The sequence below is a fragment of the Streptomyces sp. NPDC059567 genome (assembly GCF_042735655.1).
In the GTDB taxonomy this organism is placed as follows: domain Bacteria; phylum Actinomycetota; class Actinomycetes; order Streptomycetales; family Streptomycetaceae; genus Streptomyces.
This window is the reverse complement of record NZ_JBHWBS010000105.1, coordinates 1-26,433: the sequence shown is the minus strand read 5'-3', so window position 1 is coordinate 26,433 and position 26,433 is coordinate 1. Positions and strand designations below refer to the sequence as shown.

Below are 26,433 nucleotides of genomic sequence, written 5' to 3'. Positions count from 1 at the left end.
GTTGATTTTTGGCACGCTGTTGAGTTCTCAAGGAACGGACGCTTCCTTTGTACTCACCCTCTCGGGCTTTCCTCCGGGCTTTTTCCTTCGGTCTTGCGTTTCCGACTCTATCAGATCTTTCCGATCCGATTTCCTCGGTGCTTTCCGGCCTCTTCGGTTTCCCGTTTCGGCCTTCCGGCGTTTCCGACTCTATCAGATCCTTTCGGGCCTGATTCCCAGTCAGAGTGGGTTGTCTTTGCGGCTGTTGGGCCGTTCCGACGAGTGAGACTTTAGCGGATTCCCTGCCTCCGACGCTAATCGGGCGGCTCGCGCTCAAACCTTCGAACGCGGATTCCTCATTTCGCAAAAACGCACGGAAAGCACGACGACGCGACGAAGCGTCGTCAGCTTGTAGTGGGTCTTGCGGAATGGCTGTCCGGGGCCGACCGGGGTCGGTGCTCACGTCGGACAACTCGGAGAACACTACGGACGGCGCAATCCCATGTCAACCCGGTCCCCGGGCGTAGTCTCTCCGTATGACTACGCATGCGCGCACGACGCAGTGGTGGGCCGCCTGACGGCGGCCCGCGCTCACGCATGCATCAGCGGCCGCCGCCTCGGCGGCCGTTCGCGTATCCCCTCCGGGAGTGCGGCCGACGGGTCGGCGCACAGGAGAGAGGGAGAACGAACGCGATGAAGCGGATCTTCAGCGGGGTCAAGCCCACGGGGCATCTGACGCTGGGCAACTACCTCGGGGCCGTACGGCGGTGGGTCGACATCGACCAGCACCGGTCCGACGCCCTGTTCGGCATCGTGGATCTGCACGCCCTGACCGTCGAGCACGATCCGGCGCGCGTCCTGCGGCTCAGTCGGCAGGCGGCCACGCTGCTGCTGGCCGCCGGCCTGGACCCGACGTTGTGCACGGTGTTCGTGCAGAGCCATGTGGACGAACACGCCCGGCTCTCGTATCTGCTGGAGTGCACCGCCACCGACGGGGAGCTGCGACGGATGATCCAGTACAAGGAGAAGGGCGCGCGGGCGCGGGCCGGCGGCGAGGGTGTGCGGCTGTCGCTGCTGACGTATCCGGTGCTGATGGCGGCCGACATCCTCGCCTACGGGACCGATGAGGTGCCGGTCGGTGAGGACCAGACGCAGCACGTGGAGCTGACCCGGGATCTGGCGGTGCGGTTCAACCAGCGGTACGGGCATGTGTTCACCGTGCCGAGGGCGACGCATCCGGAGGTGGCGGCGCGGGTCATGGATCTGCAGGACCCGCTGTCGAAGATGGGGAAGTCGCACGAGAACGGGAGCGGCATCGTCTATCTGCTCGACGACGCGGACGTGGTGCGGCGGAAAATCATGCGGGCGGTGACGGACAGCGGTCGGGATGTCGTCTACGACTGGGAGGCCAGTCCCGGGGTGGCGAATCTGCTCGATCTGCTGGCCGCCTCGACGGGTGGGAACCCGGAAGCCCTGGCCGGTGTATATGAGTCGTACGGATCTTTGAAGCGGGACACGGCGGACGCGGTGGTCGAGATGCTGCGGCCGGTCCGGGAGCGGCATGCGGAGCTGGCGGCCGATCCGGGGCATGTGGACCGGGTGCTGCGGGACGGGGCCGAGCGGGCCCGGGGGATGGCGCGGCCGTTGGTGGACCGGGCCTATCGGGCGATCGGGTTGATGCCGGCCGTCGGGTGACGGAAGGCGTGGCGGTAGTCGCGTGGGCTGGTGGCGAGGTGCGAGGCGAAGTGCTGGCGCATCGTGACCTCGCTGCCGAAGCCCGCGCGGCGGGCGACCTCGGGGAGGGGGTGGTCGGTGAGTTCGAGGAGTTTCTGGGCGGCGGCGATGCGCTGGGTGATGAGCCAGTGGAGAGGGGTGGTTCCGGTGGTGGCCTGGAAGTGGCGGGCGAAGGTGCGGGGCGACATATCCGCGCGGGCGGCCAGGCTCGCGACGGTGTGGGGTGCGTCGAGGTGGGCGAGGGCGTAGGAGCGGACGGCGGCCAGGGCGTCGGCGTCGCGGTCGGCGCGGGGTGTGGGGTGCTCGATGAATTGGGCCTGGGTGCCGGTGCGGAAGGGGGCGGTGACCATCGAGCGGGCGATCGTGGCGGCGGCCTCGGCTCCGTGGGCGGTGCGGACGAGGTGGAGACAGAGGTCGATGCCGGCCGCGGTGCCGGCCGAGGTCCAGATGCCGGAGTCCTCGACGAAGAGGGCGTCGGGCTCGACGGTGATCTGAGGGTGCCGGGTGGCGAGGGTCTGGGCGAGGTGCCAGTGGGTGACCGCGCGGCGGCCGTCGAGAAGCCCGGCCTTGGCCAGGACGAAGGCGCCCGCGCAGAGGGAGGCGACGGGGGTGCCGGCGGCGTGGGCCCGGCGGAGGGCTTCGAGTACGGGGGTGGGTGTGTCCGCGTCGGGGTCCTCGATGCCGGGGACGAGGACGAGGTCCGCCCGGTCGAGCCAGTCGAGGGGGCGGTCGGGGGTGAGGGTGAGGCCGCCGCGGAGCGGGATGGGGGTGGCCGGGTCGGCGGCGACGCGGCGGAGTTCGAAGGTAGGGACGCCATGGATGCGGCGGCCGCTGCCCCAGACCTCGGTGATGACCGAGATGTCGAAGGCGCGGATGCCGGGGAAGGAGATCAGGGCGATGCGCTGGGGTTCCGCGGGGGCCGTCGGCATGGGTGGCAGTAAACCATCGATCGCTGGCTTTCTCTCCTCTGGGACGAGGGGTGCGCAGGCGGCAGCATCGTGGGCATGGAGATCGCGGAGAACGCAGCGCTGGTTGTCGTCGACGTACAGAAGGGCTTCGAGGAGGAGTTCTGGGGGAAGCGGAACAATCCGGCCGCCGAGGAGAACATCGCGGCACTGATCGATCTGTGGCAGGAGACGGGGCGGCCGGTCGTGTTCGTACGGCACGATTCGCCGGCCGAGTCGCGGTCGCCGCTGCGGGTGGGGCATGTGGGCAACGACTTCAAGGACTTCGTCGAGGAGCGGAGGGGGAAGGGCAGCGGGCGGGAGCTGCTGGTGACGAAGAGCGTGAACTCGGCGTTCTACGGGGAGCCGTCGCTGGACCTGTGGCTGAAGGGGGAGGCCATCGCGCAGATCGTGATCGTCGGGATCCAGACGAACATGTGCAACGAGACGACGGCGCGGATGGGCGGGAATCTCGGGTACGACGTGGTGTTTCCGCTGGACGCGATGCACACGTTCGACCTGGAGGGGCCGTTCGGGTGGGCGGCCACGGCGGAGGAGCTGACCCGGGCGACGGCGGTGTCGCTGCATGGCGGGCGGTTCGCCCGGGTCGTGTCGACGGAGGACGTGCTGACGGGTGCGGCGGCCGCGTAGGCCGGGGGCCGGTCAGCCGTTGCCGGAGGCGAGCTCGCGGCTGCGGTCGCGGGCGGCTTCGAGGGCGGCGATGAGGGCGGCCCGTACGCCGTGGTTCTCCAGTTCCCGGATGGCGCTGATGGTGGTGCCGGCCGGGGAGGTGACCGCCTCGCGGAGCTTGACCGGGTGTTCGCCGCTGTCGCGGAGCATCACGGCGGCGCCGATGGCGGCCTGGACGATCAGGTCGTGGGCCTGGGCGCGGGGCAGGCCGAGGAGGATGCCGGCGTCGGTCATGGCCTCGACGAGGAAGTAGAAGTAGGCCGGGCCGGAGCCGGAGAGGGCGGTGGCGGCGTCCTGCTGGGACTCGGGGACGCGCAGCGTCTTGCCGACGCCGCCGAAGATCTCCTCGGCGTGGACGAGGTGCTCGGCGGTGGCGTGGCTGCCGCCGGAGATGACGGACATGCCCTCGTCGACGAGGACGGGGGTGTTGGGCATGACGCGGACGACGGGGGTGCCGGCGGTGAGCCGGTCCTCGATGAAGGAGGTGGGGATGCCGGCGGCGGCGCTGATGATGAGGCGGTCGGCGCTGACGTGGGGGGCGAGTTCGTCGAGGAGGCGGCCCATGTCCTGGGGCTTCACGGCGAGGATGAGGGTGTCGGCGCGCTTGGCGGCCTCGGCGTTGGTGACGGGCTCGACGCCGTAGCGGGCGCGCAGTTCTTCGGCGCGCTCGGTGCGGCGGGCGGTGACCAGGAGGTTGGCGGGGCGCCAGCCGGCTCGGATCATGCCGCTGAGGAGCGCTTCACCGATCTTGCCGGTGCCGAGGACTGCGACGGTCTGGGTCATGGCTCTGTTCACCTCGCCGGAAGGGGCATGCGCCGGTCCATCTGTGTGGACACTTCGTCCACGTGCAGGAACATCCTCGCACCGCGCGGGTTCGCGCGGTGCGGGCGTCCGAGGGGCGGTCAGGCGGTGCGGCGGCGGAGGGTCGCGGCGCCGAGGGTGAGGACGAGGAGGGCGCAGCCGGCGACGACGAGGGCGTCGAGGACGAAGGCGCTGGTGATGTCGGGGTGGCGGAGGACCTCGTTCATGCCGTCGACGGCGTACGACATGGGCAGCGCGTTGGAGATCCCTTCGAGGACGGGCTGCATCCGGTCGCGCGCGATGAAGAGGCCGCAGAGGAGCAGCTGGGGGAAGATCACGGCCGGCATGAACTGGACGGCCTGGAACTCGGAGGCGGCGAAGGCCGAGACGAAGAGGCCGAGTGCGGTGCCGAGGAGGGCGTCGAGGAGAGCGACGAGGAGGAGGAGCCAGGGGGAGCCGACGACGTCGAGGCCGAGGACTCCGAGGGCGAGACCGGTGGCGAGGGCGGACTGGACGATGGCGAGGAGTCCGAAGGCGAGGGCGTAGCCGGCGATGAGGTCGCCTTTGCCCAGGGGCATGGCGAGCAGGCGTTCCAGGGTGCCGGAGGTGCGTTCGCGCAGGGTGGCGATCGAGGTCACGAGGAACATCGTGATCAGCGGGAAGATGCCGAGCAGTGACGCTCCGATGTTGTCGAAGGTCCGGGGGCTGCCGTCGAAGACGTACCGGAGCAGGAAGAGCATCACGCACGGGACGAGGATCATCAGGGCGATCGAGCGCGGGTCGTGGCGTAGTTGCCGTAGGACGCGTGCGGCGGTGGCGAGGGTGCGGGCGGTGCTCATCGCTGGGGCTCTTCGATCGTTCGGGTCTCCTGGGTCGGCCGGGGCTCGTCGAGGCGTGTGGCCGCGCGGGCGTCGGCGGCGTCGACGAGGTGGAGGAAGGCCTCTTCGACGGTGGCGGTGTCGTTGCGGCGGCGCAGGGCGTCGGGGGTGTCCTCGGCGAGGATCTCGCCTTCGCGCATGAGGAGCAGCCGGTGGCAGCGCTCGGCCTCGTCCATGACGTGGGAGGAGACGAGGATGGCGGCACCGCGTTCGTCGGCGATGCGGTGGAAGAGGTTCCACAGGTCGCGGCGGAGGACGGGGTCGAGGCCGACGGTGGGTTCGTCGAGGACGAGGACCTCGGGGGTGCCGAGGAGGGCGACGGCGAGGGAGACGCGGCTGCGCTGGCCGCCGGAGAGCCGGCCGGCGAGGGAGTCGGCGTGCGAGGCGAGGTCGACGTCGTCGATGGCCCGGGCGACGGCGGCGCGGCGGTCTTCGCGGTGGGCGCGGCCGGGGAGGAGGACTGCGGCGAAGTAGTCGAGGTTCTGGCGGACGGTGAGGTCGTCGTAGACGGACGGTGCCTGGGTGACGTAGCCGATGCGGGAGCGCAGGGCGGCGTCGCCGGCCGGGCGGCCGAGTACCTGGAGGGTGCCGGTGACGTGGGCCTGGGTGCCGACGATCGCGCGCATCAGGGTGGATTTGCCGCAGCCGGAGGGGCCGAGGAGGCCGGTGATCCGGCCGGCCGGGACGGTGAAGTCGAGGCCGCGCAGGACGGTGCGGTCGCCTCGTACGGCGGTGAGGCCGTGCGCGACGATGGCCGGCTGCGTGACCTTCCCGGAGTAATTCATCATGCGATGAATATTGCGCGCGGGGGTAGGGGGCGTCAAGCACCGGGGCGCCTGGAAACGGGTTCGCCGGAAACGCGCAGGACGCCCGGCGAGAGCCGGGCGTCCTGGGGGCGTCTGTCGTATCGGGTGTGCGGATACGGCGGGCGGGTGCGGGGGCGGGCTACTTGCCCTTGCGCTTCTTGCGGGCCGCCGGGTTGCCCGCGCGGGCGCCGCGCCGCTTCTCGTACTGGGTGCGGGCCGTCTCGTACTCCGTGCGGTGCAGCTGCTCGCCCGGGGCCTCGACGAAGCAGCGGAAGAAGTAGGCGAGGAGCGAGCCGATGAAGCCGATCATCTTCAGGCTGCGCAGCGAGGCCTCGCGGGCCGGGTCGGCGGGGCGGCGGACGAAGCCCTCCCAGGTCTTGCGGAAGGCGATGGCGCTGCAGATCGCGAACATGACGACCACGAGCAGGTTCAGGATGCCGCCGACCTCGGCGATCGCGAGACCCTCGTAGGCGAAGCGCAGCACGAAACAGCCCGCCGCGGCGGCGGCGAGCGCACCGACGGCGAGCCCGGCGCGGCGCAGCCCGTAGTTGCCGCTGTGGTCGACCCATGTCGTCCCGAAGAAGCGGATCTCCTCGGGCTGCGGGCCGGCGGGGGTGCCGCCGGCCGCGCCCTTGGCCGTGGTGCTGGGCTTGGCGGTCTGGTCTTCGTCGCTCACGAGGTCGATTATCCCCGGGGTGGCGACGGAAGGGGCGGCGCCGGGGTGAGCGTCAGCCGCAGCGGGGTGCGATATAGCCGTCGCTGCCGGTCTTCACGTACGCGTCGGAGATGAACTCGCCCGACGCGATGTTGTCCCAGATGTTCGTCGTGCCGTACGGGCCGGTGATGCTCTGGCCGGGCGTCTGGCAGCGGATCCCCACCCAGGAGCCCACGGGCAGGATCCGTACGATCGAGTACTGCGTGCCCGGGCCCGAGCGGACGTTGACACGGGTCCCCGGCGCGACCGGGTAGCGGGTCGCGCTCATCGTGGACACCCCGTCCAGCTCCGCGGCCGCCGCCGCTGCTTCCTTCGTTTCGTCAACGCCCATGGCGTCCTCCCCCGTTGGCGCAAAGCGCTCCGCTGTAATTCACTCTCTGCGACGCGCAGGCTAGCAAGCCCCACCGACATCAAGGGCGCCATGGACTAGGCTCCGTGCGTCGCGCACGCGCGCGGCCTCAACGGGGAACCACACGGGGGTTGGCTATGCCGCCGTTGCGCAGTACCGGTGCCCACCGGGATGCGGAAGAACCTGAGTACGCGGGCGGCTACCGTCTCCAGGCCTGTCTCGGCTCGGGTGGCATGGGTGTCGTCCATCTGGCCACCTCCGCCTCCGGGCTACGGCTCGCGGTCAAGGTGGTGCACGGACAGTACGCGGAGGACCCTGAGTTCAGGGCCCGTTTCCGCCAGGAGGTGGCCGCCGCGCGCCGGGTCAGCGGCGCCTTCACCGCGCCCGTCGTGGACGCCGACCCCGACGCCGTACGCCCCTGGATGGCGACCCTCTACGTGCCCGGCCCCACCCTCGCGGACCAGGTGAAGCGGAACGGCCCCCTGTCCCCCGCCGAGCTGCGCCGGCTGACCGCCGGACTCGCCGAGGCGCTGCGCGACATCCACCGGGCCGGCGTCGTCCACCGCGACCTCAAGCCCAGCAACGTCCTGCTCACCGACACCGGACCGAAGGTCATCGACTTCGGCATCTCCCGGCCGGTGGACAGCGATCTGCACACGGAGACGGGGAAGCTGATCGGATCGCCGCCCTTCATGGCACCCGAGCAGTTCCAGCGGCCCCGCGAGGTCGGCCCGGCGGCGGACGTCTTCGCGCTCGGCTCCGTGCTCGTGCACGCGGCGACGGGGCACGGACCGTTCGACTCCGACAGCCCGTACATCGTCGCTTACCAGGTCGTCCACGACGATCCGGATCTGACGGGGGTTCCGGACGAGCTCTCCCCGCTCGTCGCCCGCTGCCTCGCCAAGGAGCCGGCGGAGCGCCCGACCCCGGCCGAGATCATGGCGGCGCTGCTGCCTCCCTCGTACGAGGCGGCGGCGTTCATACCCGCCCAGCGGCGGCCGCCCACCCTGCCCGCGCCCGGGCCCGGGCCGTCCGGGTCCTGGGACGCGGACACGCCCGTGCGGGCGCCGGCGCCGCGTGCCCGTCGACGGCTTCGGCCTTCGGTCGTGGCAGCCGCCGCGCTCGCCGTCCTCGCGGCCGGCGGGGCGGTCGTGGCGTTGCGCGGCGACGGCGGCGAAGAGCCCGGCCCCCGGCCGAACGCGGCAGAGGCGGCCGCGGCCTTCGACGGCTGGCACACCGTCCTGCACAAGGGCAGCGATCCCACCGCGCCCACCTGCACCCATGGCGCGGGCGCCCTGTACTGCGCGGGCGGGGGCACCGCCGCCGCCGGGCTCGACCCGGAGACCGGGCGGGTCCTCTGGTCGCACCCGGCCGCCGGCCGGGACCCGTCCACCCCGTCCGTGCTGCCGGACGGCCTCGTCGCCGTTCCGTCGCCGAACGGTCCCCTCCGCACATACGCGACCGCCGGCGGCGCACCCGGCTGGCATACCGGTCCTGCCGTCGCCGAGCAGGCCAGGCCCGCCGGCGCGGCCGTCGTCCTGTCCACCGGGATCGGCGGACTCCGGGCCGTCGACAGCTCCACGGGACGACAGCTCTGGCGCCATGGTCTCCCCGGGTTCACGACACCCCAGCTGGGCCCTTACGAGGCCGGAACCGACCTGGTGTCCGTCTTCGAGCCGTCGGGCGACGCGACCCGCACCCGTGTGGCCGCCGTGCGCCCCGCGAGCGGCGAAGTGGTGTGGCAGCGGCGTCTGGACGGCGACCTCTCCCCGGTCGCCACGGCCGAGGACGGCTCGCTGATCCTGGCCTCGCACCGTCGGGGAACGGAGACCGACGCGCTGGTCCGCTACGACCCCGCCGACCAGTCCGTCCGTCGTATCCCGCTCCCCTATCGCGCGTACGAGGCGGCGATCGCCGTCCGTGGCACCACCGCCTACGTCCTCGACTCCGCCGGCCGGCTCATCGCCCTCGACACGGCCGCCGGCCCGTCCGGGCGGGTGCTCTGGGAGCTGGAAACGGCCGCCGGCAACGTCTCCGCCCCCGTGCTCGCTCCCGGCGGGCGGCTCTATCTCTCCGCCTCCGACGGGCGGCTCATCGCCGTCGACACCGCGCGTGGTGCGCTCATCGGGCAGACGAAGCCGCGGCTCGGGGACGGCAGGCTCGGGTACGCGACCACCGTGCCCGCGCCCGTCGTCGCCGGGGAGAAGGTGTTCGGGAGCGCGCCCGACGGGTCCGTGTTCGCCGTGGACGGGCGGGATCCGGCCGGGTGGTGACATCGGGTCAGCCGCAGTGATCCCACGGGCTCGCGTACGCGTACTCCCCACGCCCGCCTCGATCATCCCGCCCCGGCGCACGCCCTTCCCGGCCGCGGGGGCGCACATGGTGACGATGCAGCGCGAACGCGGGGAGTGAGCGTTTCCGCCCACTCCCCGCGTCCCGGTGTCTCGGAGTGCCGTCTCAGAGCGACGTGTGTCCTACGGCGATGTCCCGGAGGTCGTCTCGGAGCCGAACCCGGCTCAGGCCAGCTTCGACACGTCCCGCACCGCGCCCTTGTCCGCGCTCGTCGCCATCGCCGCGTACGCCCGCAGCGCCGCCGACACCTTGCGCTGCCGGTTCTTCGGGGCGTAGACGCCGCCCAGCGCCTCGCGGCGGGCCGCCAGCGTCGTCTCGTCGACCAGCAGCTCGATCGAGCGGCTCGGGATGTCGATACGGATCCGGTCGCCGTCCTCGACCAGCGCGATCGTGCCGCCCGACGCCGCCTCAGGCGAGGCATGGCCGATCGACAGACCCGACGTACCTCCCGAGAAACGGCCGTCCGTCACCAGCGCGCAGGTCTTGCCCAGGCCCCGGCCCTTGAGGAAGGAGGTCGGGTAGAGCATCTCCTGCATGCCCGGGCCGCCGCGCGGGCCCTCGTAGCGGATGACGACCACGTCGCCGTCCTTGACCTGCTTGTTGAGGATCTTCTCGACGGCCTCGTCCTGCGACTCGCAGACGACCGCCGGACCCTCGAAGGTCCAGATCGACTCGTCGACGCCGGCCGTCTTCACGACACAGCCGTCCACGGCCAGGTTGCCGCGCAGGACCGCGAGTCCGCCGTCCTTCGAGTACGCGTGGGCCGCGTCGCGGATGCAGCCGCCGGCCGCGTCCGTGTCCAGGGACTCCCAGCGCTCGGACTGCGAGAAGGCGGTGGCGGAGCGGACGCAGCCGGGCGCCGCGTGCCACAGCTCGACGGCCTCCTCCGACGGGGAGCCACCGCGCACGTCCCAGGTCTCCAGCCACTCCTTGATGGAGCGGGAGTGGACGGTGTGCACGTCCTCGTTGAGCAGACCGGCGCGGTACAGCTCGCCGAGGATGGCGGGGATGCCGCCGGCGCGGTGCACGTCCTCCATGTAGTACGTGCCGCCGGGCGCCACGTTCGGCGCGACCTTGGCCAGGCACGGCACACGGCGCGAGACGGCGTCCATGTCGGTCAGGCCGTAGTCCAGCTCGGCCTCCTGGGCGGCGGCGAGCAGGTGCAGGATCGTGTTGGTCGAGCCGCCCATGGCGATGTCGAGGGCCATGGCGTTCTCGAAGGCCGCCCGGGTCGCGATCGAGCGCGGCAGGACGGAGTCGTCGTCCTCGTCGTAGTAGCGACGGGTGATGTCGACGACCGTGCGGGCCGCGTTCTCGTAGAGCGCCTTGCGGGCCGTGTGGGTGGCGAGGACCGAGCCGTTGCCGGGCAGCGAGAGGCCGATGGCCTCGGTCAGGCAGTTCATCGAGTTGGCGGTGAACATGCCCGAACAGGAGCCGCAGGTCGGACAGGCGTTCTCCTCGATACGGAGGATGTCCTCGTCCGAGATCTTGTCGTTGACGGCGTCGGAGATCGCGTCGACCAGGTCGAGCGTACGGACCGTGCCGTCGACCAGCGTGGCCTTGCCCGACTCCATCGGGCCGCCGGAGACGAAGACCGTCGGGATGTTGAGCCGCAGCGCGGCGTTCAGCATGCCGGGGGTGATCTTGTCGCAGTTGGAGATGCAGATCAGGGCGTCGGCGCAGTGCGCCTCGACCATGTACTCCACGCTGTCCGCGATCAGGTCGCGGGAGGGCAGGGAGTACAGCATTCCGCCGTGGCCCATCGCGATGCCGTCGTCGACGGCGATCGTGTTGAACTCGCGCGGGATGGCCCCGGCCGCCGTGATGGCCTCGGAGACGATCCGGCCGACCGGCTGCAGGTGGGTGTGGCCGGGGACGAACTCCGTGAAGGAGTTGGCGACGGCGATGATCGGCTTACGGCCGATGTCCGCGCCCGGTACACCGGAGGCGCGCATAAGGGCGCGTGCGCCCGCCATGTTGCGGCCGTGGGTGACTGTGCGGGACCTCAGCTCGGGCATCGTCGCTCGCTCCTCAGTAATGGGTGTGCTTGCTGTCGAGCGTACGCCGACGGACCAAGATCTGGACAGCGCGTCCGTATGCCGGACGGCATGTTCAGCTTTCGGTCAGGGGTGCGCTGTCAGGACGCGAGAGGACACGGGTGAGGGCTCGGCTCAGGATTCGGTGAGGTAGCGCTGGAGGGTCGGGGCCACCATCTCCACGATCTTCTCCGGGTCGGCGGTGGCGAGCGGCTCGACCTGGATGACGTACCGCAGGATCGCGATCCCGATCATGTGGGAGGCCGCCAGCTCCGCGCGGAACTTCGGGTCCGGCACGTCGAGGTCGGCCGCGATCCGCTCCAGGAGCCGGCGCAGCACGAAGCCGCGCAGCACCTTCGCCGCCGCTTCGTGGGTCAGCGCGGAGCGGATGATCGCGAGCAGCGGGGCGCGGGAGACGGGGTTCTCCCAGATGCCGATGAAGAAGCGCGCCAGCCGCTCGCCGATGGCGTCGCGCGGCCCCTCGATGATCGCCGGGACGACGGTCGTGGGCTCGAAGGAGACCTCGATGGCGGCGGCGAAGACCTCGTCCTTCGTACCGAAGTAGTGGTGCACGAGCGCCGGGTCGACATCGGCCGCCTTGGCGATGCCGCGTACGGAGGTCTTGTCGTAGCCGCGTTCGGCGAACTGCGTGCGGGCCGCCTCCAGGATGCGTTCGCGCGCGCCCGGTCCGCTCTCCTCCTCGGTACGCGACGGGCGGCCGCGCCGGCGGGGGGCCGAACCGGTCATGAGCGGGGGGCCCGGGACGACGGCCGGGCCGCCGACGCCAGGTGCAGCCGGGTGAAGGCGAGGGCCTCGGCGAGGTCGGCCTCGCGTTCGGCGGCGGACATCGCCCGCCGGGTGTTGACCTCGATGACGACATGGCCGTCGAAGCCGGTGTGCGCGAGGCGTTCGAGGACTTCGGCGCAGGGCTGGGTGCCACGCCCCGGCACCAGGTGCTCGTCCTTGGCGGAGCCCTTGCCGTCGGCGAGGTGGACGTGGCCGAGGCGGTCGCCCATGCGGTCGATCATGGCGAGGGCGTCCGTGCGGGCGGTGGCGGTGTGCGAGAGGTCGACCGTGAAGTGGCGGTAGTCGTCCTTGGTGACGTCCCACTCGGGGGCGTACGCGAGCATCTCGCGGTCCTTGTACCGCCAGGGATACATGTTCTCGACGGCGAACCGGACGTCCGTCTCGTCGGCCATCCGCCAGATGCCGGTGACGAAGTCACGGGCGTACTGACGCTGCCAGCGGAACGGCGGGTGCACGACGACGGTGGAGGCGCCGAGCTTCTCGGCGGCCGCCTGGGCGCGCTGGAGCTTGGTCCAGGGGTCCGTGGACCAGACGCGCTGGGTGATGAGCAGACAGGGCGCGTGGACGGCGAGGATCGGGACCTGGTGGTAGTCCGAGAGGCGGCGCAGGGCCTCGATGTCCTGGCTGACCGGATCGGTCCACACCATGACCTCGACGCCGTCGTAGCCGAGGCGCGCGGCGATCTCGAAGGCCGTCGCCGTCGACTCCGGATAGACCGAGGCCGTCGACAGGGCGACCTTCGCATCCGGGATGCGCACCACTGGTTCTGCCACGAGGGACAGCGTACGGGGCGGGGCAGGCCCCGGGGAGGTGGCTCCGGTCACGTGGGGTGCGCGGGGCGCGTGGAGGCGGGGGCGCGGGTGATGGGCTCGGCGCGGGGGTGGCCGGGGTGGCTGGGCGCACCCCCGCATGTGTGGGGGGCCGGTTGTCCGGCACGCGCGCGTGGGGCCAAAGCCCCGACGCACGCGCGCGTGCGTCGGGGCGGAAGGGCGGGGCAGCTCGCTACTCCTCCGGCAGGTGGTCCAGGCGGCGCAGGATCACGCCCTCGCGGAGCGCCCAGGGGCAGATCTCCAGTTCGTTCACGCCGAAGAGGTCCATCGCCCCCTCGGCCACCAGCGCCCCCGCGAGCAGCTGGGGTGCGCGGCCCTCCGAGACGCCCGGGAGGTCGGCGCGCTGGTCCGCCGTCATGGCCGCGAGCTTGGGGACCCACTCCTCCAGGGACGCGCGGGTCAGGACGCGCCGCAGGTAGAGCCCCCGCTCGGAGCCGGGCGATCCGGCGATGCGGGCGAGCTGCTTGAAGGTCTTGGACGTGGCCACGACATGGTCGGGCTTGCCGAAGCGGCTGAACTCCCCGACCGTACGGGCGATCTGGGCGCGCGCGTGGCGGCGCAGCGCCCGTACGTCCGCCGCGTCGGGCGGGTCGCCCGGCAGCCAGCCGGACGTCAGCCGTCCCGCGCCCAGCGGCAGCGACACCGCGGCGTCCGGCTCCTCGTCGATGCCGTACGCGATCTCCAGCGAGCCGCCGCCGATGTCGAGGAGGAGCAGCTTGCCCGCGGACCAGCCGAACCAACGGCGGGCCGCCAGGAACGTGAGCCGGGCCTCCTCCTCACCGGTGAGGACCTGGAGGTCGATGCCGGTCTCCCGCTTCACCCGCTCCAGGACGGCGTCGGCGTTCGTCGCCTCGCGCACCGCCGAGGTCGCGAACGGCAGCACTTCCTCGCAGCCCTTGTCCTCGGCGGCCTGGATGGCGCCCTGGACGGTCGCGATGAGCCGCTCGACGCCGTCGGGCGCGATGGCACCTCCCTCGTCGAGGAGCTCCGCCAGCCGCAGCTCCGCCTTGTGGGAGTGGGCGGGCAGCGGGCGGGCGCCGGGGTGGGCGTCCACCACCAGCAGGTGCACTGTGTTCGAACCGACGTCGAGGACTCCGAGTCTCATGGACGGAACGCTACTGCTCCCACCCGCATACGCTTGTCGTGTGCCAAAGACGAAAAAGGCGAAGCCGGGCAAAGACAGCGCTGCCAAGGCTCAGAAGACCTCCAAGAAGCCGAGCGGCGCTGCCGGCCGTGGCGAACCGGACGAGAAGGGCCTCGACTTTCCGCGCGCGTGGGTCGAGTTTCCCGACCCCGCCGACGACGAGCAGGTCTTCCGCTGCGACCTGACCTGGCTCACCTCGCGCTGGACGTGCATCTTCGGCAGCGGCTGCCAGGGCATCCAGGCGGGCCGCGCCGACGACGGCTGCTGCACGCTGGGCGCCCACTTCTCCGACGAGGACGACGAGAAGCGGGTCGCCTCGCACGTGGACCGGCTCACGCCCGAGCTGTGGCAGTTCCACGACGTCGGCACGGAGACGGGCTGGACGCAGGTCGACGAGGACGGCGACCGGCAGACCCGCCGCTGGGAGGGGTCCTGCATCTTCCAGAACCGCCCCGGGTTCGCGGGCGGCGCCGGCTGCTCGCTGCACATCCTGGCCCTCAAGGAGGGCAAGGAGCCGCTGGAGACCAAGCCGGACGTCTGCTGGCAGCTGCCGGTGCGGCGCACGTACGACTGGATCGAGCGGCCCGACGACACGAAGATCCTCCAGGTGTCGATCGGCGAGTACGACCGGCGCGGCTGGGGCCCCGGCGGCCACGACCTGCACTGGTGGTGCACCTCGGCGACCTCGGCGCACGGGGCCGGGGAGCCGGTGTACGTGACGTACCGGCCCGAGCTGACGGAGCTGATGGGCAAGGCGGCGTACGACGTGCTGGTGGAGCTGTGCGAGGCCCGGCTGGCCGCCCAGCTGCCGCTGGTGGCACCGCACCCGGCGGACCCGGCGAAGCGGTAACCGCCGCGGGAGGCGACCGGCGGCGGGTCGCACGACGCGGAAGGTGAGCCCGGGTGGCGGACCGAGCGCCGGGCCGGACGCCGACCGAACCCGCCGTGGAAGTCGACCCGGGCGCCACGCGGAAAGCGACCCGGGCGTGCCCGGCCGGTCACCGACCCGGGCGCCACGCGGAAGGCAACCCGGTCATCGACCCGGGCGCCACGCGGGAGGCGAGCCGGGCGTCGGCGCGGGCGCCCTCCCGGGCGTCGCGTCGAGCGCTGACCCGGTGGGCGCCGATTCGGCCCCCGCGGGCTACGACGCCGGCGGGGAGTCCGAGCCGCTCGGTGTTCCCGGGTCCGTGGACGGCGAGGGGTCGCTCGTGGGGGTGGGGTCCGTCGTCGGTGGAGGGGTCGTCGGATCCGTCGTCGGGGGCGGTTCCTCGGTCGTCGGCGGAGGCGTCGTCGGATCCGTGGTCGGCGGAGGGGTCGTCGGATCCGTCGTCGGAGGGGGCTCCTCCGTCGTCGGCGGAGGCGACGTGCCCGCCCCGCGGCCGTCGATCCGTACCACCGCGCCCGAGGGGTTGACCCCGACCCGCGCGGACCACGCGCCGGCCGGCTCGCGTGCCTGGTCGACGGCGATCCGGACCGTCACCGACTCGCCGGGGCGCAGGGTGCCGGACGCCTGGCTCACGTACAGCCAGGGCGCGTCCGTCCACAGCGACCAGTCGACGGGCGCGCCGCCGGACGCCGTGAGGGTGAGCAGCGTCGTGTCCCCGTCGCCGTGCGCCGCGACCGTGATCCGGCCGGGACCCGGCTGCCCGGGCAGCGTGGGTCCGACCGGCCCGCCGGGGCTGATCACCTCGACCGAGACGTCCGGGGAGCGGCTGCCCTGGGTGAAGCGGGAGTCCGGGGTGGTCTCCGCGTTCCCCGCGTTCTCGTAGCGGTCGTACGGGGTGCCGTCGAGGCTCGTCGGTTCGTCCGCCTCGCGCGCGGTGACCGGGGCGCCCGCACGGTCGCCCTCCCCCATGAGGGGGCCGCCTCGGTACGAGGCCCACAGGGCGAGCACGGGCGCCGCGACCACCGCCGCCACGACGGTCGTCGTCACCGCGCGGGCCCGCATCCGGTCACGGCGGGCCGCGTGGTCCTTGGGGTCCATCGGGAAGCCGGTCGGGCCGAAGCGCGGGGCACCGGCACGCGCGCGTGGGACGTGCAGCATCGCCACGTACGCCGCCGCCTTCGGCGCCTCGACCAGCGGGAGCCTGGCCGGGGAGACCGCGGCCGCGCCGGGCCAGGGTCCGCCCGCACCCGCCCGCTCGGCGGCCCGACGGCAGCGCGGACAGTCGTCGACATGGCGGACGAGTTCGGCACGCAGGGCCGCGGAGAGCAGCACTTGGTGGTCGCCGGTGAGCCGGGCGACGGTGGGGCAGTTGCCGGTCTCGACGACCGCGAGCGCGGCCCGGGTCCGCTCGACCTCGCAGGCGGCGGACGAGAGCAGCTCCCGGGCGGCGAGCGGGTCGAGGGAGAGCACGGCGGCGACTTCGCGGTGGCCGAGGCCGTGCCGGACGGCGAGCTCCAGGGCCTCGCGCTGCTCGGGGGTGGTGCCGGCCGCCTCGGGCCAGGCGAGCAGGGCCAGTTCCGCGCGCCGGCGGTCGGCGACCTCCTCGGAGACCGGAGGCGGCTCGGGCGCGGCGACGACGGGGCGGCCGGTGTGCGCGCCCTGTCGCTTGCGGCGCTGCTCCCCGAGGCTGCGCAGACATGCCCAGCGGGCCAGCGCGTAGAGCCATGCCTTGCGCCCGTCCGCGTCGGACGGACAGCGGCCGTGGTGGCGTTCGGCGACGGCGAGGACGTCGCCGAGGACGGCGGTCGCGACGTCGTGGTCGCAGAGCACGGAGAGGCAGTAGGTGAACAGCCCGTCCAGATGGGCCTCGTAGCGTGCGGGCGGGTGCTGGCCGATGGTGCGCGGGCTTTCGGGCGCTCGCCGGTGCGCCCGGTGTGCGCCGGTGGTGTGTGTGGAGGATTCCAGCCTGCTGCTCGTCACTGGGCGACCGTAGGCAGGAGTGGGCGGGGTCTTCGTACCGGTTGAACACTTTTAATCCGTACGGGTGAAGGTATCCCTCAAAAGGGGACAGGAAGGCGACATTCCGACGCCGGGGTCCCGTCGCCGGGTCGGCGGAGTTCCGGCTCGGCAGCCGTTGTCAGTGCGGCCCGCTACGGTTCGGTTCATGGCTGCCCGTACGAGATCCGCCAAGGACAGGCCGTCCTACCGCTGCACCGAATGCGGCTGGACGACCGCCAAATGGCTCGGCCGTTGCCCCGAGTGTCAGGCCTGGGGGACGGTCGAGGAGTACGGCGCGCCCGCCGTCCGCACGACCGCCGCAGGCCGGGTCTCCACCGCCGCGCTGCCCATCGGCCAGGTCGACGGCCGGCAGGCCACGGCCCGCTCGACCGGCGTCGACGAACTGGACCGCGTGCTCGGCGGGGGCCTGGTGCCCGGAGCGGTCGTGCTGCTCGCCGGTGAGCCGGGCGTCGGCAAGTCCACGCTGCTGCTGGACGTCGCCGCGAAGGCCGCGAGCGACGAGCACCGCACGCTGTACGTCACGGGCGAGGAGTCCGCGAGCCAGGTCCGACTGCGGGCCGACCGGATCAACGCACTGAGCGACCATCTGTATCTGGCGGCCGAGACCGACCTGTCCGCCGTCCTCGGCCACCTCGACGCGGTCAAGCCCTCGCTGCTGATCATGGACTCGGTGCAGACCGTCGCCTCCCCCGAGATCGACGGCGCGCCCGGCGGCATGGCGCAGGTGCGCGAGGTCGCCGGCGCGCTGATCCGGGCCTCCAAGGAGCGGGGCATGTCCACGCTCCTGGTCGGCCACGTCACCAAGGACGGCGCGATCGCCGGCCCCCGCCTCCTCGAGCACCTGGTCGACGTCGTCCTGAGCTTCGAGGGCGACCGGCACGCGCGCCTGCGGCTGGTCCGCGGGGTGAAGAACCGGTACGGGGCGACGGACGAGGTCGGCTGCTTCGAGCTGCACGACGAGGGGATCACGGGCCTTGCCGACCCCTCCGGGCTGTTCCTGACCCGCCGCGACGTCGCCGTGCCGGGCACCTGCCTGACCGTCACCCTGGAGGGCCGCCGGCCGCTCGTGGCCGAGGTCCAGGCGCTGACAGTCGACTCCCAGATCCCGTCACCGCGCCGGACCACGTCCGGTCTGGAGACGTCCCGGGTCTCGATGATGCTGGCCGTCCTGGAGCAGCGCGGCCGGATCACCGCGCTCGGCAAGCGGGACATCTACTCGGCGACGGTGGGCGGTGTGAAGCTCTCCGAGCCGGCCGCCGACCTGGCGATCGCGCTCGCGCTCGCCTCCGCCGCCAGCGACACCCCGCTGCCGAAGAACCTGGTCGCGATCGGCGAGGTCGGGCTCGCGGGCGAGGTCCGCCGGGTCACGGGCGTTCAGCGGCGCCTGGCCGAGGCGCACCGTCTCGGCTTCACCCACGCCCTGGTCCCCACGGACCCGGGGAAGGTGCCGGCGGGCATGAAGGTCACGGAGGTGGCGGACATGGGCGACGCCCTGCGCGTCCTCCCCCGCAGCCGCCGAGCGGCGGCCCCCAAGGACGCGGACGCGTAGCCCGGGGGGGCCCGGACGGACGGGCCCAGGTGCGCGGACGGACGGTCCCGGGTGCGCGGACGGACGTCCCAGGGGGCACGGACGGACGTCCCAGGGGGCACGGACGGACGGGCCGGGTGCCCTGACGAGCTCGCGCTCTCGGCCCGGCCCGGTAACCCCCGAGCGCGAGGGTCCGCCGACACGGAAGGTCGGCGCGCGGCCCCGGACGGCGTGGCTCGCCCGGTACCCCCGAGCACAGGGCTCCGTCGGCCGCGGAAGGTCGGCGCGCGGGGGCTTAGACGGTTGACCGCGGCAGGCTCGGGCAGGTGGCGTGTGGCCGGTTTCCGAGGGCGCGGACGGGGTGGGAAGAGGGGGTGATCCGGCGCGCGGCGGAGGGCCGCGGGGCGGTGTCGCTAGACTTTGCCCTGGTCTCGCCCATCCGTACGAGCCGGAGGAGTGCAGTGGCAGCCAAGGACGGGAACGAAGCGCTGATGCGCGCGGCCCTCAGCGCGGTCGCTCCCGGCACCGCACTGCGCGACGGCCTCGAGCGTGTTCTGCGTGGCAACACCGGTGGTCTGATCGTGCTCGGCATGGACAAGACGGTGGACTCGATGTGCACCGGCGGCTTCGTGCTGGACGTGGAGTTCACCGCGACCCGGCTGCGCGAGCTGTGCAAGCTCGACGGCGGGCTCGTCCTCGACAAGGACATCTCCAAGATCCACCGGGCCGGTGTCCAGCTCGTCCCGGACGCCTCCATCCACACCGAGGAGACCGGCACCCGCCACCGCACCGCGGACCGGGTCTCCAAGCAGTGCAACTTCCCGGTCGTCTCCGTCTCCCAGTCGATGCGGCTCATCGCGATCTACGTGAACGGTGAGCGCCGCGTCCTGGAGGAGTCGGCCGCGATCCTCTCGCGCGCCAACCAGGCGCTCGCGACCCTGGAGCGGTACAAGCTCCGCCTCGACGAGGTCGCCGGCACCCTCTCCGCCCTGGAGATCGAGGACCTGGTGACCGTCCGCGACGTCACCGCCGTCGCGCAGCGGCTGGAGATGGTCCGCAGGATCGCCACCGAGATCGCCGAGTACGTCGTCGAGCTCGGCACCGACGGCCGGCTCCTCTCGCTCCAGCTCGACGAGCTGATCGCGGGCGTCGAGCCCGAGCGCGAGCTGGTCATCCGCGACTACGTGCCCGAGCCGACGGCCAAGCGCTCCCGCACGGTCGCCGAGGCCCTCACCGAGCTCGACGCGCTCACCCACGCCGAGCTCCTCGAACTGCCCATCGTGGCGCGGGCCCTGGGCTACAGCGGCTCGCCCGAGACCCTCGACTCCGCGGTCTCCCCGCGCGGCTACCGGCTCCTCGCCAAGGTCCCGCGGCTGCCCGGCGCGATCATCGAGCGGCTCGTGGAGCACTTCGGCGGGCTCCAGAAGCTGCTCGCGGCCAGCGTGGACGACCTCCAGACCGTCGACGGCGTCGGCGAGGCACGGGCGCGCAGTGTCCGCGAGGGCCTGTCCCGGCTCGCGGAGTCCTCGATCCTGGAGCGGTACGTCTAGCCCGACCCGCACGCACAGACGTGGAAAGGGGCCGTACGGAGATCTCCGTACGGCCCCTTCCTCGTTTCTCTGTCAGTCCTTGGCCAGCGTGAACGACGCCGGAAGGACCTTCACTCCCGGCATCGCCGCCTCCACCAGGTACGTCCCCGGTCCCACCGGGCCCGCCGGGGCCGTGGCGCACTGCGGGGCGCTCCGGCCGCGGTCCCAGTCCACGTTGTGCGTGACCGTCGAGCGCGCCGGGACCCGGAGCAGCACACCGCCGGCCGGACGCGGGCAGTCCTGGGACGACCAGACCTCGTCGTCCTTGTCGTCACTGATCGTCAGGACCGCGTTCTTCGGGCCGAGATCGGCCTTGCAGTCCACTGGCGAGGTGTTCTTGGCGACCAGGTGGAAGCGGGGCTTCTCGCCGGGCGCGTACGAGACCTTGGCGCTGCGGAGGGTCAACTGCAGCGCTCCGGGCGCGCAGTTCGGCAGCGGAGAATTGGCCGGAACCTGCTGCCCCGCGCCCGTACTCGCGCCGCCCGCTCCGTCCGTGTCCCCGTTCTTGCCGCCGGCCTCGGCGCCCGCGTCGGCGCCTCCGGTGCCGGCGCTGCCGCCGTCTCCACCGTCGCCGCCGGAGTTCTCTCCGGAGTCGCCCGACTCGTCCCGTCCGCCCGGCTGTTCACTGATCGCGGGACCGGAACCGGAGGGTCCGGGGGTGATCGACGGCGCGGGGGAGGAGCCGTTGGCCGAGTCGTTCGCCTTCTTCCCGCCGCCTCCGCCGGAGGTGACGGCCCAGAGGGTGATCAGCGCGAGAAGTGCGAGCAGGCACAGCGCGACCGCCCTCCGTCGCCAGTAGATGGAGGAGGGAAGCGGCCCGACCGGATTGCGCAGTGATCCCACGGCACGAACCTTACGAGAGATCGGCGCCAACTCCCGCCCCACCCGCCGCCCCAGGCATCAAGTTTTGCCGATGATCACATCCGGAACGCCGGAATGCCCCCGCTCACCCCCACTTTCGTCGGGGGTCGTCGTGGTCCTTCGGCACGGGTGCCGGGCGTCGGCCGCCGGTTAGCGTCCTGATCATGGACAACCTCTCCGACCTCTCCGACGGTCTCTATCTCGACGTCACGGACTTCGCCCACTCCACCCCGCACTGGTTCCAGCAGCTCGCCGAGGTGTGGACCGAGGCCGGACTGTTGCTCTTCGGCATGCTGTTCGTGGCCGGCTGGTGGCGGGCCAGGTCCGGGGCGGGCGATGCGATGGCCCTCGCGCTGCTCGCCCCGCTCGCGACCGCGTTCGGCTATGTGGTGAGCGAGTCGCTCAAGTCACTGGTGGACGAGGAGCGTCCGTGCCGGGCCGTCGCGGGCGCCCCCGCCTCGCTCGTCCCGTGCCCGCCGACCGGCGACTGGTCCTTCCCCAGCAACCACGCCGCCATCGCGGGCGCGGCGGCGGTCGCGCTCGCGCTGGCCTGGCGCGGGTTCGTGTGGCTGACCGTGCCGATGGCACTGCTCATGGCGTTCTCACGGGTCTTCGTCGGCGTCCACTATCCGCACGACGTGACGGTCGGGCTGCTGCTCGGCGGCGCGGTCGCGTTCCTGGCCGTCAGGGCGGCGACCCGGCCGGTCCGGGCGCTGGTGGAGACGGCCCGGTCGAGCCGTACCGGCGCGGTGGTGTGGTGCGCCGGGCGCGGGCCGCGCCCGCGCGCCTCCACGCGCCCCGAGGGCGTGCGCCACGGCGCGCGCTGAACGTGCCAGGATCGGGGTGCGATGACTTCCACCGATGCCTCCACCCCCGTGTTCGACGACGCCCCCGTCCCGGCCCCGGCCGAGCTGCACGGGCCCGTCCTCGCCTGGTTCGACCGGCACGCCCGCGACCTGCCCTGGCGCCGCCCCGAGGCGGGGGCGTGGGGCGTGATGGTCAGCGAATTCATGCTCCAGCAGACCCCGGTCGTACGCGTCCTGCCCGTGTACGAGCAGTGGCTCGCGCGCTGGCCGCGCCCTGCCGACCTCGCGGCCGACGCGCCCGGTGAGGCCGTGCGTGCCTGGGGCAGGCTCGGCTACCCGCGGCGCGCCCTGCGGCTGCATGCGGCGGCCGTGGCCATAACGGAGCGGCACGGCGGCGACGTACCGAGCGAGCACGCCGCGCTGCTGGCGCTGCCCGGTATCGGGGAGTACACGGCGGCCGCGGTGGCCTCGTTCGCGTACGGGCAGCGGCATCCGGTGCTCGACACCAATGTCCGCCGGGTGTTCGCCCGGGCGGCCTCGGGCATGCAGTACCCGCCGAACGCCACGACCGCCGCCGAGCGGCGGCTCGCGCGGGCGCTTCTGCCCGAGGACGAGGCGACGGCGGCCCGCTGGGCTGCCGCCTCGATGGAGCTGGGCGCGCTGGTCTGCACGGCGAAGAACGAGGACTGCGGGCGCTGCCCGATCGCCGGAAGCTGCGTCTGGCGGATGTCGGGGAAGCCGGCCCATGAGGGGCCTGCGCGACGCGGTCAGACGTACGCGGGTACGGACCGGCAGGTCCGCGGCCGGCTGCTCGCCGTGCTCCGGGAGACGGTGGGCGCCGTCCCGCAGTCCGCCCTGGACGCGGTCTGGGACGAGCCGGTGCAGCGGGCCCGGGCGCTGGACGGCCTGGTCGCCGACGGCCTGGTCGAACCCCTCGACGACGGTCTGTACCGCCTGCCGCAGTCCTGACCGACCACCTGCCGGAGTCCCGACCCCGACCCCTCGGCGCCCTGGGAGCCCGGCCCCGGCCCGCCGCGGTCCGGACCGGCCGGCCCGCGGTCCTGAGCCGAATTGGACCTCCTACCCATCCCCTGCCCCTGTTACACAACCGATGGGCAGCCGTGCATCCTCCGACGGCTGCCCCGGACAGCCTCGTGACAACTGCTCCGTAACTTCGTCGACGTAAGCCAAACAGGCTGGTCACGGGGATCGGAGGCGGTTCAGATGTCGCACGGAGAGGTGCTCGACTTCGAGGAGTACGTCCGCACTCGGCAGGACGCGCTGCTGCGCAGCGCCCGCCGTCTCGTCCCCGACCCGGTCGACGCGCAGGACCTCCTGCAGACGGCGCTGGTGCGGACGTACGGCCGCTGGGACGGCATCGCCGACAAGTCGCTCGCCGACGCGTATCTGCGCCGCGTCATGATCAACACGCGCACCGAGTGGTGGCGGGCCCGCAAGCTCGACGAGGTCCCCACCGAGCAGCTGCCCGACGCGTCCGTCGACGACGCCACCGAGCAGCATGCCGACCGCGCCCTGCTCATGGACATCCTGAAGGTCCTCGCGCCGAAGCAGCGCAGCGTGGTCGTCCTGCGGCACTGGGAGCAGATGAGCACGGAGGAGACCGCGGCCGCGCTCGGTATGTCGACGGGTACGGTGAAGTCCACGCTCCACCGCGCACTGGCCCGACTGCGTCAGGAACTGGAGAGCCGTGGCGTCGACGACGCCCGCGCTCTGGAGCGGTCGACCGTACGACCCGACGAACGGGGGCAGCACCGGTGCGCGGCCTAGGCGCCAGACACGACGGCGACGACGACGGGCCCTGCGGCCCACGGCGTCGCCGGATCATCCGGGCGACGAGTACCACGGCACTGGCCGGGCTCGTCGCCATCGGGCTGTTCATGACCGCGTGCTCCACCGGCGGTACGGGTTCGCGTGACGAGGGCGCCGCCCGGGCCGACGAGGCGGGATCGGCCGTACCGGCGCCGTCGCCGTCGGCATCCTCCGGGCAGATGCCCGCCAAGCGCGTCGACCCGATCGCGCTGATCAAGGCGGATCCGAAGATCGGCGAGCGGCTGAAGGGCGATCTGAAGCCGTGCGTCGCGGACGCGTACCCGGTGGACACCTCCTACGGGAATCTGACCGGCGGAGCCTCGCCCGATGTCGTCGTCAACGTGATGACCTGCGGCGATGCCGTCGGTATCGGCACGTACGTGTACCGCGAGGAGAGCGGCGAGTACAAGAACGTGTTCATGGCGGAGGACGCCGCCGTCTACGCGACGATCGACCGGGGCGATCTGGTCGTGACGAAGCAGGTGTACGCCAAGGGCGACCCGGTGGCCTACCCCTCGGGCGAGGACGTGATCACGTACCGCTGGGCGGGGAGCAAGTTCAGCCAGCACGACTGGGTGCACAACGACTACAGCCGCGCGGTCGGCGACGGAGGCATCGACGGCCCCCCGACCGTCGAGCCGAGCGGCAACTGAACCAGACTGCACCGCCTCCGAGCGGAACGAGAAGGAACGGAAGGCAGGAAGGCGCACGATGGCCGAGACCCATGTGCTGTTCGTCGAGGACGACGACGTCATCCGTGAAGCCACCCAGCTCGCACTGGAGCGGGACGGCTTCACGGTGACCGCCATGCCCGACGGGCTGTCCGGGCTCGAGGCGTTCCGGGCGGACCGGCCCGACATCGCGCTGCTCGACGTGATGCTGCCGGGCATGGACGGCGTCAGCCTGTGCCGCCGGATCCGTGACGAGTCGACCGTGCCCGTGATCATGCTGTCCGCGCGCGCCGACTCCATCGACGTCGTCCTGGGTCTGGAGGCCGGGGCCGACGACTACGTGACCAAGCCCTTCGACGGTGCCGTGCTCGTGGCCCGGATCCGTGCCGTACTGCGCCGTTTCGGGCACGCCGGCGGCCCCGCGGGCGGTGACGCGGGGCGTGCCGATGCGCCCGAGGGCGGGGTGCTGGTCTTCGGCGACCTGGAGGTCGACACCGAGGGCATGGAGGTCCGCAAGGGCGGTGTGCCGGTCGGGCTGACCCCGACGGAGATGCGTCTGCTGCTCGAGTTCTCGTCCGCGCCGGGCACGGTCCTGTCCCGGGACAAGCTCCTGGAGCGGGTCTGGGACTACGGCTGGGGCGGCGACACCCGGGTGGTGGACGTCCATGTCCAGCGGCTGCGCACCAAGATCGGCCAGGACCGGATCGAGACGGTCCGCGGCTTCGGCTACAAGCTCAAGGGATGAAGCGGGTCAGCGGGGATGAAGCAGGTCAGCCGGTGAAGCGGGGCAGCAGGTGAGGCCGCTCGCCCTCCGCACGGGGGTCCGCTGGAAGATCGCCGTCGCCATCGCGGCCGTGGGCGCGCTGATCGCGGTCACCCTCAGCCTCGTCGTCCACAACTCGGCGCGGGTCTCGATGCTGGACAACGCGCGCGAGGTGCAGATGGAGCGGCTCCTCTTCGCGCAGCGGATGTACGAGGGCTCCAAGCCGAAGGAGCCCCGCTTCGGCACCAAGATCAACGACCCGATGCTGCCGCCGCAGCTGGATCAGCTCATGCGGGACAAGCGGCGCGGTACGTACGTCCAGGAGCACCGCCACGGCGGTCCGCCGGACGTCTGGGCGGCGGTGCCGCTGGCCAACGGGGACGTGCTGTCGCTGCACATCCCGTTCGCCGACCGCTCCACGGCGATCATGAAGGATCTCGACCGGGCCCTGGTCATCGGCTCGGTGTCGGTGGTGTTCGGCGGCTGCGCGCTCGGTGTGCTCATCGGCGGCCAGCTCTCGCGCCGGCTGCGGAAGGCCGCCGCGGCGGCGGGCAAGGTCGCGCAGGGCAACACGGACGTACGGGTCCGGAAGGCGATCGGCGGAGTCGTCCGCGACGAGACCGACGAGCTGGCGCGTGCCGTGGACGCCCTGACCGACGCCCTGCAGGAGCGGATCGAGGCGGAGCGCCGGGTCACCGCCGACATCGCGCACGAGCTGCGGACCCCGGTGACCGGTCTGCTCACGGCGGCGGAGCTGCTGCCGCCGGGGCGCCCCAGTGAGCTCGTACGGGACCGGGCGCAGGCCATGAGGACGCTGGTCGAGGACGTGCTGGAGGTGGCTCGGCTCGACAGCGCGTCGGAGCGGGCCGAGCTTCAGGAGATCGCGCTCGGCGAGTTCGTGGAGCGGCGGGTGCGGGCGCTCGACCCGGACGCGGTCGTGCACGTCGTCCACGAGTCCTGGGTGAACACCGACCCGCGCCGGCTGGAGCGGATCCTGGGCAACCTCCTCGCGAACGCGGCCAAGCACGGCAAGCCGCAGGTGGAGGTGACGGTCGAGGGCCGGGTCGTACGGGTCCGGGACCACGGCCCCGGCTTCCCCGAGGCGCTGCTCCGCGAGGGCCCGAGCCGCTTCCGTACCGGCGCGAGCGACCGCGCGGGCCAGGGCCACGGGCTGGGGCTGACGATCGCGGCGGGGCAGGCGCGGGTCCTGGGGGCCCGGCTGACGTTCCGCAACGCTGCGCCCGAGGGCATGCCGGAGGGGGCGGGCGGGGCGATCGCGGTGCTCTGGCTCCCGGACCACGCCCCGACGAACACCGGCAGCTTCCCGATGATCAAGTTCGCGGAGTAGGAGCCGTACGTTCGCTCGCGGAGCAGGACGCCGTACGGGAGAGGGCCCCGGCACACCTGGTGTGCCT

24 protein-coding genes are annotated in these 26,433 nt (G+C 72.5%); 12 read left to right on the top strand and 12 right to left on the bottom strand.

Annotated features, from left to right (window positions below):
- The first annotated feature begins 672 nt into the window (after positions 1-672).
- Positions 673-1,674, top strand: a complete 1,002-nt coding sequence (trpS, locus tag ACFVZW_RS31705; protein WP_384528621.1) for a tryptophan--tRNA ligase — start codon at positions 673-675, stop codon at positions 1,672-1,674.
- On the opposite strand, the gene ACFVZW_RS31700 is transcribed toward trpS, so the two are convergent.
- Positions 1,638-2,642 (bottom strand): GlxA family transcriptional regulator, encoded by a 1,005-nt coding sequence (locus ACFVZW_RS31700; protein WP_384528618.1) that lies wholly within the window; start codon positions 2,640-2,642, stop codon positions 1,638-1,640. The two genes, trpS and ACFVZW_RS31700, sit on opposite strands and share 37 nt — an antisense overlap.
- A gap of 75 nt (positions 2,643-2,717) precedes the next feature.
- Between ACFVZW_RS31700 and ACFVZW_RS31695 the strand changes: the two genes are divergently transcribed.
- Positions 2,718-3,308: a cysteine hydrolase family protein gene (locus tag ACFVZW_RS31695; protein WP_384528615.1), complete on the top strand. Its 591-nt coding sequence runs from the start codon at positions 2,718-2,720 to the stop codon at positions 3,306-3,308.
- Between the two features lie 12 nt (positions 3,309-3,320).
- Here ACFVZW_RS31695 and proC read toward each other — a convergent pair whose 3' ends face one another.
- From proC to ACFVZW_RS31670, 5 genes are all read right to left on the bottom strand, one after another.
- On the bottom strand, positions 3,321-4,130 hold the full coding sequence (gene proC, locus ACFVZW_RS31690) for a pyrroline-5-carboxylate reductase (protein ID WP_384528612.1): 810 nt from the start codon (positions 4,128-4,130) through the stop codon (positions 3,321-3,323).
- Between the two features lie 119 nt (positions 4,131-4,249).
- Positions 4,250-4,987, bottom strand: a complete 738-nt coding sequence (locus ACFVZW_RS31685; RefSeq protein WP_384528609.1) for an ABC transporter permease — start codon at positions 4,985-4,987, stop codon at positions 4,250-4,252.
- Positions 4,984-5,814, bottom strand: a complete 831-nt coding sequence (locus ACFVZW_RS31680; RefSeq protein ID WP_384528606.1) for an ABC transporter ATP-binding protein — start codon at positions 5,812-5,814, stop codon at positions 4,984-4,986. The genes ACFVZW_RS31685 and ACFVZW_RS31680 overlap by 4 nt, the downstream gene beginning before the upstream one ends.
- A gap of 157 nt (positions 5,815-5,971) precedes the next feature.
- Positions 5,972-6,508 (bottom strand): hypothetical protein, encoded by a 537-nt coding sequence (locus ACFVZW_RS31675; RefSeq protein ID WP_384528603.1) that lies wholly within the window; start codon positions 6,506-6,508, stop codon positions 5,972-5,974.
- A 52-nt stretch (positions 6,509-6,560) separates the two neighbouring features.
- Positions 6,561-6,878, bottom strand: a complete 318-nt coding sequence (locus tag ACFVZW_RS31670; RefSeq protein ID WP_384528600.1) for an SH3 domain-containing protein — start codon at positions 6,876-6,878, stop codon at positions 6,561-6,563.
- Between the two features lie 155 nt (positions 6,879-7,033).
- On the opposite strand from ACFVZW_RS31670, the gene ACFVZW_RS31665 reads away from it, so the two are divergent.
- Complete coding sequence (locus tag ACFVZW_RS31665) at positions 7,034-9,169, top strand: PQQ-binding-like beta-propeller repeat protein (RefSeq protein WP_384528597.1); 2,136 nt, start codon at positions 7,034-7,036, stop codon at positions 9,167-9,169.
- A gap of 243 nt (positions 9,170-9,412) precedes the next feature.
- Here the strand turns inward: ACFVZW_RS31665 and ilvD are convergent, their stop codons facing one another.
- The 4 genes from ilvD to ACFVZW_RS31645 all read right to left on the bottom strand — a co-directional run bounded on the left by ilvD (position 9,413) and on the right by ACFVZW_RS31645 (position 14,026).
- A complete protein-coding gene (ilvD, locus tag ACFVZW_RS31660; protein ID WP_384528594.1) occupies positions 9,413-11,266 on the bottom strand; it encodes a dihydroxy-acid dehydratase in 1,854 nt (617 codons plus the stop codon).
- A gap of 153 nt (positions 11,267-11,419) precedes the next feature.
- Positions 11,420-12,031, bottom strand: coding sequence for a TetR family transcriptional regulator (locus tag ACFVZW_RS31655; protein WP_383561849.1), 612 nt, complete (start codon positions 12,029-12,031; stop codon positions 11,420-11,422).
- Positions 12,028-12,864 carry a sugar phosphate isomerase/epimerase family protein gene (locus ACFVZW_RS31650; RefSeq protein ID WP_384528591.1) on the bottom strand — a complete coding sequence of 279 codons (837 nt, stop codon included), beginning with the start codon at positions 12,862-12,864 and terminating at the stop codon, positions 12,028-12,030. The genes ACFVZW_RS31655 and ACFVZW_RS31650 overlap by 4 nt, the downstream gene beginning before the upstream one ends.
- A 229-nt stretch (positions 12,865-13,093) precedes the next feature.
- Positions 13,094-14,026 (bottom strand): Ppx/GppA family phosphatase, encoded by a 933-nt coding sequence (locus ACFVZW_RS31645; protein WP_384528588.1) that lies wholly within the window; start codon positions 14,024-14,026, stop codon positions 13,094-13,096.
- A gap of 40 nt (positions 14,027-14,066) precedes the next feature.
- Here ACFVZW_RS31645 and ACFVZW_RS31640 point away from each other — a divergent pair, with 40 nt between their 5' ends.
- Positions 14,067-14,915 carry a hypothetical protein gene (locus ACFVZW_RS31640; protein WP_384528586.1) on the top strand — a complete coding sequence of 283 codons (849 nt, stop codon included), beginning with the start codon at positions 14,067-14,069 and terminating at the stop codon, positions 14,913-14,915.
- 291 nt (positions 14,916-15,206) lie between these two features.
- Here ACFVZW_RS31640 and ACFVZW_RS31635 read toward each other — a convergent pair whose 3' ends face one another.
- Entirely contained in the window at positions 15,207-16,931 is a 1,725-nt protein-coding gene (locus tag ACFVZW_RS31635; protein WP_384528583.1) for a hypothetical protein, read from the bottom strand.
- Between the two features lie 184 nt (positions 16,932-17,115).
- On the opposite strand from ACFVZW_RS31635, the gene radA reads away from it, so the two are divergent.
- Together radA and disA are read left to right on the top strand one after the other, a co-directional pair.
- Positions 17,116-18,519 (top strand): DNA repair protein RadA, encoded by a 1,404-nt coding sequence (gene radA, locus ACFVZW_RS31630; protein ID WP_384528581.1) that lies wholly within the window; start codon positions 17,116-17,118, stop codon positions 18,517-18,519.
- 470 nt (positions 18,520-18,989) lie between these two features.
- Positions 18,990-20,048 carry a DNA integrity scanning diadenylate cyclase DisA gene (gene disA, locus ACFVZW_RS31625; RefSeq protein ID WP_329125588.1) on the top strand — a complete coding sequence of 353 codons (1,059 nt, stop codon included), beginning with the start codon at positions 18,990-18,992 and terminating at the stop codon, positions 20,046-20,048.
- A gap of 72 nt (positions 20,049-20,120) precedes the next feature.
- Here the strand turns inward: disA and ACFVZW_RS31620 are convergent, their stop codons facing one another.
- Positions 20,121-20,930: a hypothetical protein gene (locus ACFVZW_RS31620; protein WP_384528578.1), complete on the bottom strand. Its 810-nt coding sequence runs from the start codon at positions 20,928-20,930 to the stop codon at positions 20,121-20,123.
- Between the two features lie 182 nt (positions 20,931-21,112).
- Here ACFVZW_RS31620 and ACFVZW_RS31615 point away from each other — a divergent pair, with 182 nt between their 5' ends.
- The 6 genes from ACFVZW_RS31615 to cseC all read left to right on the top strand — a co-directional run bounded on the left by ACFVZW_RS31615 (position 21,113) and on the right by cseC (position 26,366).
- Positions 21,113-21,775, top strand: a complete 663-nt coding sequence (locus tag ACFVZW_RS31615; protein WP_384528575.1) for a phosphatase PAP2 family protein — start codon at positions 21,113-21,115, stop codon at positions 21,773-21,775.
- A gap of 21 nt (positions 21,776-21,796) precedes the next feature.
- Entirely contained in the window at positions 21,797-22,723 is a 927-nt protein-coding gene (locus ACFVZW_RS31610) for an A/G-specific adenine glycosylase (protein WP_384528572.1), read from the top strand.
- Between the two features lie 255 nt (positions 22,724-22,978).
- The gene (locus ACFVZW_RS31605; RefSeq protein WP_329119198.1) at positions 22,979-23,542 is read left to right on the top strand and encodes a SigE family RNA polymerase sigma factor; all 564 of its coding nucleotides are present in this window, start codon (positions 22,979-22,981) and stop codon (positions 23,540-23,542) included.
- Positions 23,530-24,237: a hypothetical protein gene (locus ACFVZW_RS31600; protein ID WP_384528569.1), complete on the top strand. Its 708-nt coding sequence runs from the start codon at positions 23,530-23,532 to the stop codon at positions 24,235-24,237. The genes ACFVZW_RS31605 and ACFVZW_RS31600 overlap by 13 nt, the downstream gene beginning before the upstream one ends.
- Positions 24,238-24,295: 58 nt before the next feature.
- Entirely contained in the window at positions 24,296-25,000 is a 705-nt protein-coding gene (cseB, locus tag ACFVZW_RS31595) for a two-component system response regulator CseB (RefSeq protein ID WP_329119196.1), read from the top strand.
- Between the two features lie 49 nt (positions 25,001-25,049).
- Positions 25,050-26,366: a two-component system sensor histidine kinase CseC gene (gene cseC / locus ACFVZW_RS31590; protein WP_384528566.1), complete on the top strand. Its 1,317-nt coding sequence runs from the start codon at positions 25,050-25,052 to the stop codon at positions 26,364-26,366.
- The last annotated feature ends 67 nt before the right edge of the window (positions 26,367-26,433 follow it).